The 17,394-nt window shown below is 49.8% G+C and carries 6 protein-coding genes and 3 pseudogenes; 1 reads left to right on the top strand and 8 read right to left on the bottom strand.

Translation table 11 applies throughout. The annotated features are described in order from the left end of the window. Window positions 1–15: 15 nt before the first annotated feature. From WDY75_RS30760 to WDY75_RS13525, 6 genes and pseudogenes are all read right to left on the bottom strand, one after another. On the bottom strand, window positions 16–1,860 hold the full coding sequence (locus tag WDY75_RS30760; protein WP_409348332.1) for a beta-ketoacyl synthase N-terminal-like domain-containing protein: 1,845 nt from the start codon (window positions 1,858–1,860) through the stop codon (window positions 16–18). Window positions 1,861–2,085: 225 nt separating this feature from the next. After that, a pseudogene (locus WDY75_RS30755) lies at window positions 2,086–2,550 on the bottom strand (KR domain-containing protein); the annotation flags it as partial. 693 nt (window positions 2,551–3,243) lie between these two features. After that, window positions 3,244–6,414: pseudogene (locus tag WDY75_RS30750) on the bottom strand (SDR family NAD(P)-dependent oxidoreductase); the annotation flags it as partial. 621 nt (window positions 6,415–7,035) lie between these two features. Continuing rightward, window positions 7,036–9,765 (bottom strand): annotated as a pseudogene (locus tag WDY75_RS30745) (beta-ketoacyl synthase N-terminal-like domain-containing protein); the annotation flags it as partial. Between the two features lie 20 nt (window positions 9,766–9,785). Further along, the gene (gene fabD / locus WDY75_RS13530; RefSeq protein ID WP_082834408.1) at window positions 9,786–12,197 is read right to left on the bottom strand and encodes an ACP S-malonyltransferase; all 2,412 of its coding nucleotides are present in this window, start codon (window positions 12,195–12,197) and stop codon (window positions 9,786–9,788) included. Between the two features lie 21 nt (window positions 12,198–12,218). Beyond that, window positions 12,219–12,968, bottom strand: a complete 750-nt coding sequence (locus WDY75_RS13525) for a 4'-phosphopantetheinyl transferase family protein (protein ID WP_082834409.1) — start codon at window positions 12,966–12,968, stop codon at window positions 12,219–12,221. A gap of 369 nt (window positions 12,969–13,337) precedes the next feature. Between WDY75_RS13525 and loaP the strand changes: the two genes are divergently transcribed. Further along, complete coding sequence (gene loaP / locus WDY75_RS13520) at window positions 13,338–13,916, top strand: antiterminator LoaP (RefSeq protein ID WP_063479885.1); 579 nt, start codon at window positions 13,338–13,340, stop codon at window positions 13,914–13,916. A gap of 158 nt (window positions 13,917–14,074) precedes the next feature. On the opposite strand, the gene WDY75_RS13515 is transcribed toward loaP, so the two are convergent. Both WDY75_RS13515 and WDY75_RS13510 read right to left on the bottom strand, forming a co-directional pair. Continuing rightward, on the bottom strand, window positions 14,075–15,823 hold the full coding sequence (locus WDY75_RS13515) for an RNA polymerase sigma factor (protein ID WP_063479886.1): 1,749 nt from the start codon (window positions 15,821–15,823) through the stop codon (window positions 14,075–14,077). Window positions 15,824–15,998: 175 nt separating this feature from the next. After that, a complete protein-coding gene (locus WDY75_RS13510; protein WP_063479887.1) occupies window positions 15,999–17,369 on the bottom strand; it encodes an LLM class flavin-dependent oxidoreductase in 1,371 nt (456 codons plus the stop codon). Between the last annotated feature and the right edge of the window lie 25 nt (window positions 17,370–17,394).

Below are 17,394 nucleotides of genomic sequence, written 5' to 3'. Positions count from 1 at the left end.
CTCACTGGCTCCTCCCTAGTCGAATTTCTCCCAAAAAATATTCTGCGGAACGTCGGCTGCTGCTCTGCTGCCGGGTATCGTCATGGCATGCGTCTGCCACAGCCGCTGCTTGTTTAATGCCGGAAGTGGAACAGGCTGCCTTGTATTGCGTTGGAGAGCCAAATCCGCGGCCTCCTCCAAAATCACATGGGCGTTGGTTCCCCCGTCGGCAAAACAGTTAATCGCAGCGATTCTTGATGTATGAGCATGAGTCCACTCGGTATTTTCTCTGCCAAAATACAGCGGAGATGATTCTATGTCATAATGTGCCATAGCTTCTCGGCCAGATAAGAAAGGAACAAATCGTCCATGCTGCAGCATCAATACCACTTTAATAAAACTCGCGATGCCTTCGGCACAGAGCGGATGCCCGATATTGGGTTTCATCGACCCGAGCCCCAGCGGAATCGTGCTCGACTCCCGATAAATCGTATGGATCGCCTTAAGTTCCAGCAGATCGGTCACCGTCGTACCGGAACCGTTGGTTTCAACATAACTGATCTCCTCAGGTTTCCTGCCACTCTTGCGCAATGCGGATTGTAAAACTTCTCTCTGCGCCTGGATATTCGGAGTTGATGGACCTGCTGTCCGTCCGTCATTGTTAACGGCCACTCCCTTGATGACAGCGTAGATTCGATCGCCATCTGCAAGCGCCTGCTCCACGGTCTTCAACAGAACCATACCCGCACCTTCTCCCAGCACCACGCCATCCGCTCGCTTGTCAAACATATGGAAGTCCTGCACCGGACTTAAAATTCCCCGCTGCGCGAATATTCTGTGAGCACGATCCGTTGTCAGCAGACTTGCGCCGCCGACAATCGCTGAATCGATATCTCCTGCAAGGAGCGCTTGGATGGCCATGTTCATCGCTACCAGAGCTGAAGAACAGGCGGTATCCATCACAACGCTTGGACCACGGAGGTCAAGAAATTGCGAGATATTGGCAGCCAGATAGTTCTGTCCTACGGCCACAATGGGATTACGTGCTTGATGTAGGCTTGATTCTTCCGGCTGATGCTGTGTTCGCGCACCGAGGTAAACCCCGGTCGGCTTTCCCTTCATTTCTTGCATCGTATATCCCGCATGAGATAACAGCTTCAGACTTTCTTCCAGTACCATTAACGCCTGAGGATCCATGGCTTGGGCATCGGCTTTAGGAATCAGGAAGAAGGAGTGATCAAAGCTTGTAATGTCATTCAGCGTGCCCGCATAGAAGCCGCTGGAGTAACCCCATTTTTCATATGGGACCTGACGAATCGCTGATCTTCCCTCCGATAGAATCCTCCAATATTCTTCAAGCGACTCGGCACCCGGGAATCGGCATGACAAACCTACCACGGCAATATCTGAAGAAATAACTCCATGAATGCCTTTATTGGATGGTCTTCTTCTATCTTCTGAAGCCGCTGGTACCTGTGGTGGAGATTCTTTCCCTTCGTGTTCATAACCTTCCATATTCATAGACCCAAGCAACTGAGATACGGCAGCGGGATGGGCACTGACAAGCCACGCGGCCAATGATTCTATGGTTGGATATTCAAATAGCAGAGTTGGCTCCAGATCCAGCATGGCTAATTGATTCATTCGGCGCAGTAATTGAGCGATCATAATCGAATCTACGCCGTAATCCTGAAATGCTGTATCAAGCTCCAGCCGGGAGAAAGGGATTTTCAATTCTTCTGCCAGCAATTCGGCGAGCCAGACTTGCGTTTTATTTAATAGGCTATCGCCGCCAGGCTTGGGAGATACCAGCACTGCCTTTTGCCCGCCGTGCTGCGATCCGGTGTATCCTTCCGGGCGCTCCTGAATCGCATTTTGCATAAGAATGCCAGGATTCCATATCTCCGGATTAACAACAGCCGGCAGAATCACCGATTCTGTTCTGCTGGAGAGAATCTGATCCAACAGCTGCAGCCCCTCTTCATTTGTGACGCTCAGTAAGCCTGTCTGCGCATAAGCCTTGCTCCTTACCTCGCCCATACCAGCCTCTTTCCAGCTTGGCCACTGGATACTGATTACGGGATTCGCATGCTTCTCCTTCGCCGCAAAATAGTCCATATAAGCATTTGCCATGGCATAATCGCTTTGTCCGGAACCTAAAACAGGAATCGTTGACGAAACGGACGAGAAAAGCACAAAAAACGATAAGGCTTCATGTCTAAAGCAATCATAGAGTACTTGAAGTCCCGCCACCTTCGGGTCAAAAACCCGCTCGATTCCTTCAACCGGCTTCCTTACAAAGGCAGGATTATGCGAATCAATTACGCCGGCACAATGTAAAACGCCTCCAATTGGCCCCATCGTGCTTTTAACCGCTTCCAGGCTATGCCGCATCTTACGTTCATCCGTTAGGGATACGGAGAGGACCCTCACTTCTACCTGTTGTGCTTCCAAAGCCTGGATCGCTTGAATTTTGTGGGCCACAGCCGTATTCTGACCCTTGTAAAATCCCCATTCCTCTCGGGGAGGCAGCTCTTCCAGTCCAGTTAGAACCAGCTTTCTAACTCCGTATTTCCTTACAAAATGCGCGGCGCATACGTATCCAATTCCCCGCGTCCCGCCTGTGATCCATAGTACATGGTCCTCTGGAAAAGCGAACGGTTCCTTGCCGGGGCCGAAGCCCTGCAACTCATCCAGCGCTGCACGATATCGCGTACCGCTCCGGTAACCAACTTCCGCATCCTGACTTTCAGCTGCGAATTCGCTGACGATTTGCTCAGCTAGGGCAAGAACATCATATGCTGCATCCACATCCATATGACGTGACCTCAAGCGGCTGTACTCACTCTGCAGCATTCGATACAGCCCCGCCCGATCAGCGCCCGACAAATTCACTTCGGTACTGAGAAATGACTCCAGCCCTTGCGTAACACCAAGGAGTGCCAGACCACCTGCGTCCGCATGCTCAATTACTTTTTGAAGCCAGGGAATCCACCCGGTCAACCCCGTCCCATTCCTGCCGCAGCCAACAACGTCGATACAGCCGCCATATTGCTTCCAATCCCGCTCGGTCTGATGAAATTCCTGTGCCATATCCTGAACATCAATGATCCGGCTGCGTGTGAAATGTCTCGACACATGCGCAGCTAATTCCATCGTTTCCCGGGTCGTCAATATGGCAATCGTTTGATTCTCGAACCTGCTCATATCAAGGGATGTTTCTATGCTTGCAGGTATCCACGTCTTGTTCAAAAAGCACATGTTACGCTCGACCGGATGATTTGGGATGACAGGAGGAGCTGCATCCTGTTTCGTTCCCGAACTTCTGTCCAACCGATCACGGCGATCATGACTCCCTTGGGGATACCAGTAACGCTCTTGAGAAAACGGATAGATCGGCAGGCTGATCCGTTGCGGGAGATTCTCGCCATATAGCAAGCTCCATTCCACATTCAACCCTTTCACCCAGAGACTGACGAGTTTGTTGTACTTTCTGCGCTGTATCCATTTAACAATGGCTTCCTGCAGTTCTTCATCCCTCGCAAATACAGATAACGTATCTTTATTACGTTTAACCTGGCCATAATGCACGCCGTCCCCATGCTCACGGCCTTCGATGTAATCCGTTAGTTTATCCACCAGTTCTCTCATCGTGGATGCAATCACGGCCAATCGTTCCTCCATGGCTTCCCGTCCGATTTGAAGGGTGTAAGCCATATCAATGAGGCTGTGTTCTTCATACTGCTGGACCGCGATATCCGCCAGAAGGCGCTGAGCCTGCAACTTCAGCTGCTCCTGATTCTTCGCGGACAATACAATGATGGCCGGATAATGGCTATCTGCTATCACTGGCGAAGGTTTCTCGTATCTTGGGATATATTCTTCTATCACGATATGGGCATTAGACCCGCCCGCTCCGAAGGACGAAACGCCCGCTATTCTCGGGTATTCCTTCCGTTCTCCGTCTATCTCTAACACGGGTCTTTTCCAATCGGCAAGATCCTGCTGAACAACAAATGGAGTATCGGCAAAATCGATGTTGGGATTCAGCACGCGGGAATGAAGCGAAGGAACTAACTGCTTGTATTTAAGCTGAAGCAGCACTTTGGTCAAACCTGCAATTCCCGCAGCACTCTCGCAATGCCCGATATTTGATTTAGCCGAACCGAGCGCACAGAACTGCTTGTCGCCCGTGTACTCCCGGAATATGCTGTTCAAGCCGGCAATCTCAATGGGATCTCCGAGCGATGTTCCGGTGCCGTGCGCCTCCATGTAACTGATCGTCCGCGGCTCAATCCCTGCCTTCTTAATAGCCCGGCCAATTACGCTCGCTTGAGCCTTGGGATTAGGAACCGTATATCCGTTCGTTTTCCCCCCGTGATTGATTGCGGTCGCTTTTATAATTCCATAGATCTGGTCCCGATCCTCAATGGCTTGGGCCAGCGGTTTAAGAAGAACCGCGCCTACGCCTTCACCGGGTACGTATCCCTCTCCTCCCTCGCCAAAACTCTCGCATCTGCCCCTGCTGGATATGAACTTCCCATGAGACAGGTAGAGATATTTATTGGGATGAATCGAGACGTTGACCCCGCCTGCAATGGCAGCCTGGCATTCCCCTCTCTGCAAGCTTTGACAAGCCAGATGGATCGCTGTGATGGAAGATGAGCACATCGTATCTACGGTCATGCTCGGACCATGGAAATTGCAAAAGTAAGAAACGCGATTAGCGATGGATGCCGGAAGTCCGGGCAGCGCGAGAGGATTCCCCTGTATTTGTTCCTGAGCCCCATACAGCTGGTATTCCTGATACATGGATCCGACATAAACGCCGACATTTCCCTCCAGACCATAATCATGGTATAGGCCCAAATTCTCCCGGGTATATCCCGCATCCTCAAGCGTTTCATAAACGCATTGCAAAAAGAGGCGCTCTTGCGGATCCATCATTTCCGCTTCCCGCGGCGATATATTAAAAAACAATGGATCGAAGCGGTCTACGCCTTGAAGAAATCCGCCCCACTTGCTGTAGGCTTTTCCCGGTTTGTTACGATCCTCATCAAAATACAACTGGGAATCCCAGCGGTCTTTCGGTATTTCCGTAATGCAATCCTTGCCATTCTTCAACACCTCCCAGAACTGACCGATATTCTCGGCGCCGGGATAACGTCCGGACACACCGATGATGGCAATATCCATCGCTTCGGTTGTCCGTTCGTTCCGCTCGCTCCTGGTTGGCGACAAGAACCTTGAACGCCTGAGACTGGCAACATTCCGAAAGGCCTCTCCCTGTATTGAAAGGGGGGGCTCCGCTTGCTGAACAGCAGCAGGTTCTATGGGCTCTGCATCTTCCCTCTCTCCCAGAACCTCCTTCAATTGATCCCGATAGGCTGTAATGAAATACCCCGTTAATTCCCGTATATTTTGATATTCAAAAAATAGCGTTTTGGACAATGAGCCGAAGGTTTTCTCCAATTCGTTGGTCAATTGCGTGGTCATGATGGAATCGATGCCATACTGCTCCATCGGAGCATCCGTTTCTATTCGCTGAACGGGCAGCTTCAAGACGGCTGATATCTGTCTCTTTATGAAATGTACCGCTATTTCCGCGAACACCTCTTCGCTCTTTTGAAGGGAATGGTCATTGTCCGAAGCTGGCAGCGACGCCTGTAACCGAACTGCAGGCTTCACGACTTGCTTCTCTGTCAATTTGGCATAGAACAGCTCAGGATTACCTGCCATGACAAGAACCTGGTCTTTACCGGACGTCCATGCACGATGGAAAGCAATCATAGCTGAAGGTGTCTCTATTGCGGCCATTCCCAGCCGCTGTTTCATCATCTGTGCGGACTTTTCATCAACCTGCATGCCGCCATCTTTCCATAAAGGCCAATTGACGGACAGCGTATGCCCACTTCGCTCGTTCGCGCGTACAAGTTCATTTCGGTATGAAGCGTAAGCGTCCATAAAAGCATTGGCCGAACAATAATCTGCCTGTCCTGGATTGCCCAAAACCCCATATATCGATGAAAAAACGACAAAAAGATCAAGCTTCAAATCCTTGGTTGCTTGATCCAAATGGACAAGTCCTGCCACTTTTGGCGCCATCACCGCCTGCATTTCTTCCGCTGTTTTATTGAGAATAAGACGATCCTTAATCACGCCAGCGCTGTGAAGGATTCCATTCAGCCCGCCAAACTCGGTGGCAATGTTACGAACGAGTTTCTCCACCTCTTTGAAGTTCGACACATCGACCTGCCTGTATTCCACCCTAGCCCCTTGAGTTCTTAATTGCTCCAGTTGAAGCGCTGAGTCGCTACCTGGCGCAGATCGGCCGGTAAGAATTAACGTCACATCCTTCGTGTGCCGGGCGATCTCATTCGCAAAAATAAACCCGAGACCTCCCAGCCCTCCCGTAATCAAGTACGTTCCGTTCTCTTTCCAAGGAGGGCTCTCTTCGAATGCCGGTGTCTCCATGACGTCCCAGCCTTTAACGAAGCGCTTCCCTTCCTGGTATCGAATATGAAATTCCTCCGGGCTGCAATGGTTCTCCCTCAATACGCCAACCAACCGCTCCGCCGATACATGCGGCTCCATCTCGATCATCTGTCCTACGAATTTGGGATTCTCCAGCCTGGCCGTCTTCAGAAGTCCCGATAAACCGGATAACAGACGATGTTCCCCCTGCGCAGGAATGACAATTTGAATGAACACGTTCTTTTTGGAGCCGTCTTTAAGAATACTCTGAATTTCATCAAGCAGATTGCCCGAGTATGCTTGAAAAAGGTCCTTCATGTTTTTTCGTTTCGATTGCAAGGACAGGATGCGGACACCCTCCATTTGCGTTTCAAGACTCTTCTTCGCCGTTTCGTCCATTTCACACAGCACGACACAGTGGTCATCATAACCGGATAACACCTCATGAGCCGCAACGTCCTGTTCCTGCCATGTGGGATGCAGCATGATCGTGCCCGTGCCTGCCCCGGATTTGAGCAAGGCCTCCTCTTTACTGAGTATCCTCCAGGATAACCCCTTCATCCTGACGCATAACATTCCTTGTCCGTCATAGAGTTCAATATCGACTTTCTCAGATTTTCCTGATGTCCTGTCCTGCAGACTATACTGAACCTGCGCCCACATGACTGACGAGCATTCGTGTACAATATCGAGCTCCTGCAGTGCAAAAGGCAGGAACAGCCTTGATGCAGCCTTGCCCTCCAACACGCCCAACATGTCTGAACCAAGCATCAGAATCATGGCCGCCTGGAGGGCCGAATCCATCAAGCTGGGATGCAGGATAAACGGATCTTCGGTGCCCCGAATGGAGGAAGGAATCGACAGCTTAGCCAGGACTCCGCTTGCTCCCGTATATACTTCTTCAATCCCTTGATGTGCAGGTCCGTAATGAATTCCCATAAGCCGGAAAACCTCATAGTACTGCGCTATTGCAGTATCGGCTCTGACAAACTGTTTTTTTAATCCATCGATGTTCACCTGTGGCGTCCCGCCAATCAAGTCGGCATCCAACACGATATGGCCCTGGCTATGAACAATAGACTCTTCACCGCCATCTTCCGGCTCGCTATAAATTTCGTAGGAAACATCGCCCTGTTCATCTGGATAAAGCGCAATGTTCACATGAGCATGATGATCTCCAACCGTGATCGGCCTGGCCCAGACCACATGTTCCAGCCGAATCGGCGAGTATGCATCAGCTGATTGTCCTGAGGCCCTCGAAGCAGCTTCCCTGGCCATTTCAAGATAAGCGACGCCGGGCAAGACACGCTGATTGTTCACGATATGATCCCTCAGAAAAAACTCTTCGCCCGAAAAGGTTGAGCTGTATCGCTGTTCTGAGAAATCGGACGTGTTCCGGTGCAGAAGCGGGTGTATACAGGAAGCTGCTGCACCCTCGGATACCGCGCTGACATCCGTGGTACCTTCTTCGGGTTCGGATATCCAATACCGCTCCCTGGCAAAAGGATAGGTAGGAAGATGGACATGCTGTATCTTCTCGGCCGGGAAGATGGCCTTCCAGTCCACCTCATACCCTTTTACGTATAATTCTGCCAATGCCATCAATTTACTGCCGTATTCCTGCACACTGCTCTTCTTGATGGATTGAAGCTCGGTGACAAGCACCTTGCCCAGATGTTCAAAGAGCGGCTCCTCCTTCTTCCCTGTTAAAGGGATTCGATCGTGGAAATACCCCTCAGGCTCATTTTTATCAACTACCTGCTGCAGCTTCTCCCGAAGCTCACGTATATCCCTAACAACGTAAGCAGACCTTACTCCGAAATGCTCCCGGTGAAGGAGGAGGGTTGCGCTAACCTCCGTAAGCGCGATGTCCTGCTCTTGTTGGTCAAGCCAGCGTGCCAGATCCTGTTCCCGTTGGCGAAGCGATCCTTCTGTTTTGGCGGATAAACAGATTACGTACTGAGGAAGCTTTTTGCTCGATTTTTTCTTGGCTGCGGGGGCTTCTTCAAGCACGACATGCGCATTCGTTCCACCGAACCCAAAGGAACTGATCCCAGCACGCCTCGGATAGGTCTGTCCATCTTCGCTCTCAAGCAGCTTCCATTCCCTGAGCTTGTCCACCATGTAAAACGGGCTCTCATCGATTGAAATACGGTGGTTCAGCTTTTTGAAATTTTGCAATCCGGGCAGCTGCTTATATTTCATGGACATCAGGACTTTGATAACCCCGGCAATGCCTGCCGCTGATTCCAGATGCCCGATATTCGTTTTCACCGAGCCCAGGCCACAGTAATTGGTGTTCAGCTTTTGAGGCTCTTCCGGATGGAGTAATTGAAAAGCTTTCACAAGCCCTTGAAACTCCATGGGATCTCCCTTGGGCGTACCGGTCCCATGAGCTTCGATATAACTGATGCTTTCCACGGGTACACCGGCTTTCCGATGGGCTTCGGCTATAACATCAGCCTGAGCTTCCGGATTGGGATAGGTGAGCGTATGCGTTTTTCCGCTATGATTAACGGCCGTTCCCTTCAGGACGCCATAAATGGAGTCCCCGTCTTCCAGGGCCTTCTCCAGCGGCTTAAGCAGCACGACGCCTGCGCCTTCACTGCGCACGTAACCGTCAGCGCTGTCGTCGAATGTTTTGCATGATCCGGTTGGGGACAGCATGCCCGCTTTGGAAAAGGAAATATGGCGGGAAGGGGTAAGTATAAGGCTGATCCCGCCTACAAGCGCCATGTTGCTCTCTCCAAGAAGTATGGACTGGGCTGCGGAATGGATTGCGTTGAATGAACTTGAGCAAGCGGTGTCGATAGGAAAACTCGGGCCCTTCAGGTTGAAATAATGCGAGATCCGATTCGCAATTACGGCCGAAGCCGTCCCTATGGAATGATAGGTTTCAATAGTCTGATTGCTCTGCTCCTGCAATCCTTTGTAATCAAAATTAAAGACCCCCATGTAAACGCCGACCTTGTCCCCAGACAGTTGTGAAGGACGAATCCCGGCATCCTCCAGGCAGGACCACGATAATTCCAGCATAATCCGCTGCTGAGGGTCGGTCGCCTCCACTTCCCTTGCCGAGAGACCAAAAAAGCCCGGATCAAAGGCATCTGCGTCTTGTATAAAACCGCCCCACTTGCTGTTGCTCTTGTTCTTCCCTTGGGGATCGCCCCAATATTCCTTCCAGTCCCAGCGCTCCTTCGGTATCTCCTGAATGCTTGAACGACCTTCCTTCAGATTATCCCAGAATTCTTCATAATTCTGCGCTCCAGGGAATCGGCAAGCTATGCCAATAATCGCGATCTCGTTCTTCATTTATACGGTACACCTCACTTTTAATAAACCTCTTGTGTGCTTCGGCTGTTCTCCATTGCGATGTCATCCGTCTCCGAAAGCTTGGAGAAGCTCTTATATCTTCGATTGAGCAGTGCTGCCGTCTCCACCATCAGTTTCTCCGCAATCTCATCAACGCGCCTGTTCCGCCACTGCTCAAGCTCGGTTCCTTTAACCCATTGATTAAAAGCACCTAAGGCCGGTCCGCAATGAATTTGATAATCCACTTTATTTTCAGGGTCGCCCTGCAAAGCCAACCGTGTGCTGTAACTGAAATACCACCGGAATATCATGGCCATTTTGTATTTCGGGTTCCGCTCCGCCTTCTCGACGATTTGTGGATAGCGCGTTCTGACCATGTCATATACGCTCTCAAAACTGCGCTTGAAATACTTGTCCTGTATCTGTGCCTTGGTCTTCTCGTCGATTTCATCAATGGAGTTGTACTGACGGTACAAATCGTATAACTTATTGGAGCGCGCCGGGAAAAAAAGCCCCTTTTTCAGCACCTGCACCCTCGCCCCCATCTCAAACATATCTCCCGCAGGCGCGTATTCCGTGTCCTGGACGTTCATTTGCTGCAGCAGGTCCTTTGCTTCGTCGCTCGTTCCGGCCTCCACGGTGCATTGATTGATTGAACCGGTAACAATAAAGTCGGCACCCAGTGTAAGGGCTGCCGATATCGCATCCGGTGTACCGATCCCACCTGCGGCGCCTATTCTTATTTTTTTGTGATATCGATACTTATCCATCATTTCATCCCGTAATTTAATCATGGCCGGCATTAATGCATAAGCCACTGCCCCGTCCGTATGACCACCGGAATCCGCCTCGGCGCAAATATCATCGGCAACCGGCATTTCCCTAAGCATCAGGGCCTCTTCCGGCGTGATTTTGTTTTCCTCCCGCAGCTTTGTAATGATCCGCTCAGGCGCCGGACTGAGGAATGCTTCCGCAACTTCCGGCCGCGATACCTTGGCAATAATTTTCTTAGAAGAAACAATCCTTCCATGTACGTCACGTGTCAAGCCTTTGGCCCGGTATTTAACCAGTGCAGGCGTAATGTTCATGAAAGCCGCCGCCTCCATAACCCTCACGCCGCTTTGCAGGAACAGATCCACGGTTTGTTCTTCGATCTCTGGCTCGGTCGGATTGTGAACCAGGTTCATGCCGTAGGATTGGCCTTGAGAAAGCTCTCGTTGTATGTATTGAATTGCATCCGCGATCTGCGGTAATTTCAAGCCGCCAGCCCCGAAGAAACCCATCATTCCTGCTTGACCCATTCTTACAACCATTTCCTTTGAAGCAATGCCGCGGTACATGGCTCCGGTCATATAAGCGTATTTAAGATTATAGTCTCTGCGGAATTCAATGCTTCCCAGGGAAGAAGGGAGAATATGATATTCTGCCGATGGTACCGGAGCGGGCGGTTCCGTCCCCGATACTTCCATAGTCGTCGATTCCAATACTGACGGTATCTGTGCGGCACTCTCGATTAGTTCTTCATTCACGCTTTCTGCAACGGACTCCTCAACCACTTCCGGTTCATCCACGATCAGCGGACTTGCCTCTGTCCTGATTCTCGCTATTAGATCCGTCAGAACCCTCCCGGGCCCAACCTCTTCATATTCCTGTACGCCAAGCCCCATTAAATAGCGAATGCTTTCCGTCCATTTAACGGAACTTGTAATCTGTTGAACCAGATTATGTTTAATTTCGGTTGGTCGATAACGTCTGGCATGCACATTGGAGATGACCGGAATCCGCAATGACTGGAACGTAAAGTTTTCCAGGAAAGCTTCAAATTCTCTCGCTGCATCCTCCATATGCCGGGAATGAAAGGCACCGCTCGTTCGCAAGGGAATGCACATCGTCACGTCCTTGTGGGACTCAAGAACCTTCATGGCATGATCCATGTCTGCTTTCGCCCCGGAAATCACGATCTGATGGGGGCTGTTCAGATTGGCAATGTCAATGCGGTCCAGTTTATACTCCTGCAGCACCTCTGCAAGCTTATTTTCACTTAGGCCGATGACTGCTGCCATGCCCCCGCCGGCAGCCCGGCTCATCAATTCGCCCCTTTTTTGCACAAGCTTCAGTCCTGTTGCAAAGTCGTAAGCTCCTGCTGCCAGCAGGGCGTTATATTCCCCCAGACTATGTCCGGCAACAAAATCGACCCTGCTCCCGGAATCCTTGACCTTCTTGAAGTAACTTAATGCACTAACGGTGTATAATGCGGGTTGGGTGAATTGCGTCTTATTAAGTTCAGAATCCGGATCTTCCAGACATAGTCTCTTAATCGAATATCCCAGAATACGATCCGCTTGCGCAGTGAAATCCTTGAATTCGTCAAACAACCCTTCGCCCATTCCTTTTTTCTGGGCACCCTGCCCTGGAAATACGTAAGCCAGCATAAGTTTCTACCATCCTCCCAATTAGATTTGTATAGGTATGTTTAATCCTTTTTTGATCGCCTTCATGTTCAGCCGCATCCCCTTCGGATAAGTGATGGAACAGACAAAGGAATCCAGCATGAAAGAAGTCGTTTCATATTGAGAAAAGTTTTCATAATAACTCACAAAAACATCATCCTTGAGGTTGATTTGCTTCAATTCAAAGATAGCGAACGGGGTGGATAATCCCGTTTTCAGCACCTTGGATAGCGCCTCTTTAGCCGTCCAGACCAACGTCAGCATGCTGTCCGCAGAATAAGGCAGCGATTGTATCAAGCTTAATTCTCTCGCTGTTGCTTGATCTTGCAGAACCTCCCGATTGCCCTCACAGATTTGTTCGATATCGATTCCCATAAGGAACTTCTCCGAAAAAGCAACGGCGGCGGCGAGATGGCCAGAATGCGTTATACTAACTTGCGCATTCTGTGAATGCACCACGAGGGACTGGTTAAAAATACCCCGTGCAATGAGAATTTGCCTCAAATCATCCTCGTTTGTGTACAGAGCAATCGCTTTTTTGGCTGCGTACCTGCCTGCCAGATAACTTCTGATCCTTCGTTCAAAATGGAGTGAGCGATAATACTGCCATTCTTCAACATGAAGAAATTCTGTCGTCTTCAACAGCTGTTCCTCTTCTGAACAAGAGAAAAAACATAGACTTGCCACGTTCGAACCCGTTCCTTCTCCAGACATTAAATGCTCAACCGTCATTTCCCAGGATGGACTTGTCATTCCCTTCAGGAGGCCTCCTCGATACAGAATAAGATCGATTCATGCGCATCATTCTTTTAAAAATGAACATAAAAATGCCTACGAGGTCCTCCCCTAAATTACGGGAGGATTCGTAAGCATTAACACTAGTCACGTGTATGTTATGGCCCTTAAATGCTCTTAACGCGCCGAAACGTCGATTAAGTCGATTTAAGTTTCTGTTAATTAAAGTCATTCATTACCAATATATTATTATATAATTATTTATTTGTAAACTATTAATCTTATATGATTAGTAGTTTATTTTTTGTTTAAATTCCTTATTTCGACATTTTTTTCTCGAATTGTTTGATATGATCTTCATCATCCAATAAGAAGGGAGGATCACATATGTCATGGTACGCTTTATTTGTTAAAACCGGTTACGAATCTTCCATCAAACGATGGCTTGATACAAGGTTCGATAACAACTTGCTGCATAGTGTGATTCCTAAAAGAAAAGTGCCGGAGAAAAAGGACCGTACCGTCCAGCACGTAATAAAAACACTTTTTCCCGGATATGTGTTCATCGAAACCAAAATGAGCTTTTCCATTTATTATACATTAAAAGAAAATCCCTTCATTTACAACACACTGAACTATCTCAATAACAAGGATAAAACATCAACCCTCCCTGATGTGCAAATGGCTAGCGTCGCTTCTGAAAGACCAGCAGCAGAATCGCATTTTTTCAAAGAAATTCCCAGCGAGGAGATGCTTGTCGTGCTGCAGCTGATTAACGAGAATGAGGTTATCGAGTATTCCCAGGTCTATTTCCAAGATTCTAAGGTGATCGTCCAATCGGGTCCCTTGAAAGGTTTGGAGAGCCACATAAAAAAAGTCGATAAACATAAAAAGCGAGCGAAAGTGCTTATGAATATTATGGGGAAAGAACAGTTGGTCGACGTTGGAATTGAGATCATTGAATAATCCATCGAAGTTTACTTACACAAAAAAGGGGCTGCAAGCAGCCCCTCATTCACAAACGGAAGCGCGGTAACGACAAACGCCCCCTCTCCAGCCCGCAGAGTAGCCACCCGTCGAGGTGTACAAGCTTCGGGTAATCGGTGACTTCTGCATCCCACAGCTTATTTAGTCAATTTTGCATAAATCTCTTTCAATTTTGCGACAGCCTTAATTTCCAGAGCTTTGATATCCTCTACCAACGTTATCGCCTTGGTAGATTGATCTTCGAGATTGGGCTCGCCCCCTACCGGGAAAGGGAACATCTGATGCAGCACATTGAACCGTTCACACATCCCTGCATACAACATGTTTGCTTCCTCGAACAGCCCCGTAAGCTCCGGCTCTTCACCGTTCCCTTGCGGCCAAGCTGTAATCAATTCCTTGAAGAACTCTGCCGCGTAATAACGGGCATCTCTCAGCACTTCAATGTTGTAGGCGTGACCATTGGGCTCGATCTGCCGCCCCTGCAACGATTCAAGCCAGGCATCATATGCCGCGATTCCTTTGACGGCTGTGGGTACGACGCTTTCTTTTCCTTCATATTGCTCAACGGCAGTCTCAAGGGCAAGTCGAAGCTGCTGACGGAGCGTTATATCAACGGAGCCCTCGATGACCAGAACGAATAGATCTTCCATGACACTCCTGCCCAGATTTTCGTAAGGCAGCGTATCCACTCTGCCGCACTCCTCCGCGTACAGGGTTCTGGTCTCATCATCGTACCCATACAGCGTACCGAACTCCGGGAAGAAAATATCCCATGCCAGCACAGGGTATCCCCGGTCCAGCGAGCTGTGAATGAGATCGAGGGCTCTTGGCAGCTCTTGGTGAATGCTGCGTTTGCTCATCGCTCCTTTTTCCATGAGGGCAGGATCCAGCAGGTTGGTGTTAGGTCCGATTCCGTCCGACATCCCGTCAACGAATTTGGAATGGAAACCGATGTTATGAAGTCCACGGGATAACGCTTCGCCAAAGAAATAAGCGGTCGGACCGGCAATATGAACATTATTCGGTATGATGTTGATCCGGAAAGCATGCCCTGTAAGCCCCATCACCATAGGCAGTGAGAGCTTCCGGTCAGTGAATTGCAGTATTTTATAGGTGGCATCTGCAGCACTCGTCCAGGTTTTTGTTTCTTTCAGCGATCCTTCATACGGCAAAATTTTCTTTGTCATGATTCCCAAATCCCTTCTCGTCTTAATATAAGAGTCAACGGTGATACGGATTTTTTCCTGAATCACTTTCTTGCGTGATCTGGATATAATCTGATACACATTGGCCGAAGAGAGCTGAAACAGGTTGGCAACTTCTTGCGGCGACAGCTGATCGAAGAAATGGGATTCGAATATAAGCCGTTCGCGAGGCTTGAGGCATTGAATGATGCCTGTCAAGACACGCAGCGTTTCCTGCTGGAGGATTCGTTCCTCCGGCACGCTGGAGCCCGCGCTTTCTTCATTTGCGGAACGGTGGAGCCGTCCTAGAATGCTGTCCAGATTGCCCCAATTGTCCGAGCCTCCAGTGCCATCTGCTCTTCCCACGCCCTCAAGCTCGGTAAATGTCTGCTCTTTAACAGCAGAGCTCCCTCTGAGTCGGGTATAGGCCTGGTTCCGGACGATCCGGTGCACCCATGGCAGGAACCGCTCTACATCAACCAGCTTGCCAAGATGCATGAAAGCGCGGATGAGTGCATCCTGCACAACGTCTTCTGCCAGATAGGACTCCCGGGTTATAGCTCTGGCATAGCCATACACCTTCGACCGATGACGCCGGACGAGTTCCCCGAATGCTTCCCGCTCTCCTGCCTGCGCATATTTCACCAACTCGCGATCTTCCATCTCATCCCATTGGACCTTGCTGTCTGCTGTCGTTTCCAATTGCTTAAACCCTCTTTCGTATCGTTGACTACTTATATGACCGGAGAAGTTCGCCATTTCTGACAATGTGATTGAAAAACATTATACCTTTTTTTGATTTTCCTTTCCTGACAAAAAAACGTCCCAAGATGACCTGTACTTCAGTCACTTGAAACGTCTCTTTAATCCCCATAGGTTATCTAACATCCACTGCTGCGCGCTGGACCTCTTGGCGGAAGTGCCCCACATCCGGGCGCTGAAGACCGAGATGCTCTCTCAATGTTCGTCCGCTGTATTCGGTACGGAACAATCCCCGTTCTTGCAGCACAGGGATGACGGTATTCACGAAATCGTCCAGATCGCCCGGCAGAACCGGAGGCATAATATTAAACCCGTCACAGGCGTAACCTTCAAACCAATCCTGCATCACGTCAGTCAATTGCTCGGGGGTTCCGACAAACTGCATATGTCCCCTGGAGGTTAGTATCTTTCTGCCCAGTTCCAGAATCGACAGATTGTCTTGATAGGCCATATCCATATATAACTGGACTCTGCTCTTCATGCCGTTGGAAGCCGCTACAGGATCCGGAATGTCTCTTGGCAAGGGTTGATCCAGCGGATAACCGCTCAGGTCATAATTAAGGAAACCCGATAGAACGGTAATCGCGGAAGATGGCGGTATCAACGCCTGCAGCTCATGAAACTTGCGCCACGCTTCCTCCTCGGTAGCTCCAATAACAGGTGAAAGACCCGGCATGATTTTCAGGCTTCCGCTTGCTCTCCCATACTGCGACAGCTTGGAATTGACACTGGCATAGAAATCCTGTGCTGCCTTCTTGGACTGCTGTGCCGTGAATATAACCTCACCATATTGGGCGGCAAAATCCTGCCCTGGTCCCGAAGAGCCAGCCTGAATCAGCACAGGATAACCTTGCGGCGGCCTCGGCACATTCAGAGGACCCTTCGTGGAATACCACTGTCCGGTGTAATCCACAGGCTGTACTTTGGCTCCATCGGCAAACCTCCCCGACTCACGATCAAGAACAAGCGCATCATCTTCCCAGCTGTCCCATAAACGGGTGACCACCTCCACGAACTCACGCGCCATCTCATAACGAAGACCATGTTCGGGATGTTTCGGCTTGCCATAATTATGGGCTTCAATATCAAGCTGGGACGTGACGATATTCCAGCCTGCTCTTCCTCCGCTTATAAAGTCCAGGGAGGCAAACTTCCGGGCTACATTATATGGCTCGTTGTACGTGGTGGAGACAGTTGCGGTAAGCCCCAATCTGTCCGTAACGGTAGAGAGGGCCGATAATAACGTCAGCGGGTCCAGCATGCCGGAAGCGGAATTTTCGACCTGGGTCACATACAGCAAATCGGCAAAAAACATCATATCGAACTTTCCCCGCTCCGCGGTGGCGGCGAGTTTCTTGTACAGCTCGATTCCAAACATCCCCTCCACATCGGAATCGGCATGACGCCATCCGGCATGATGATGACCGGCATAATAGATAAACGCACCCAGATGCATTTGATGATCTCTGCGGCTCGTTGTTCCCATCTGTGTAACACCCCTTTTTTCCATA

Source organism: Paenibacillus glucanolyticus (assembly GCF_037333485.1).
GTDB lineage: Bacteria > Bacillota > Bacilli > Paenibacillales > Paenibacillaceae > Paenibacillus_AQ > Paenibacillus_AQ glucanolyticus.
This window is presented reverse-complemented; position numbering and strand designations above follow the sequence as displayed.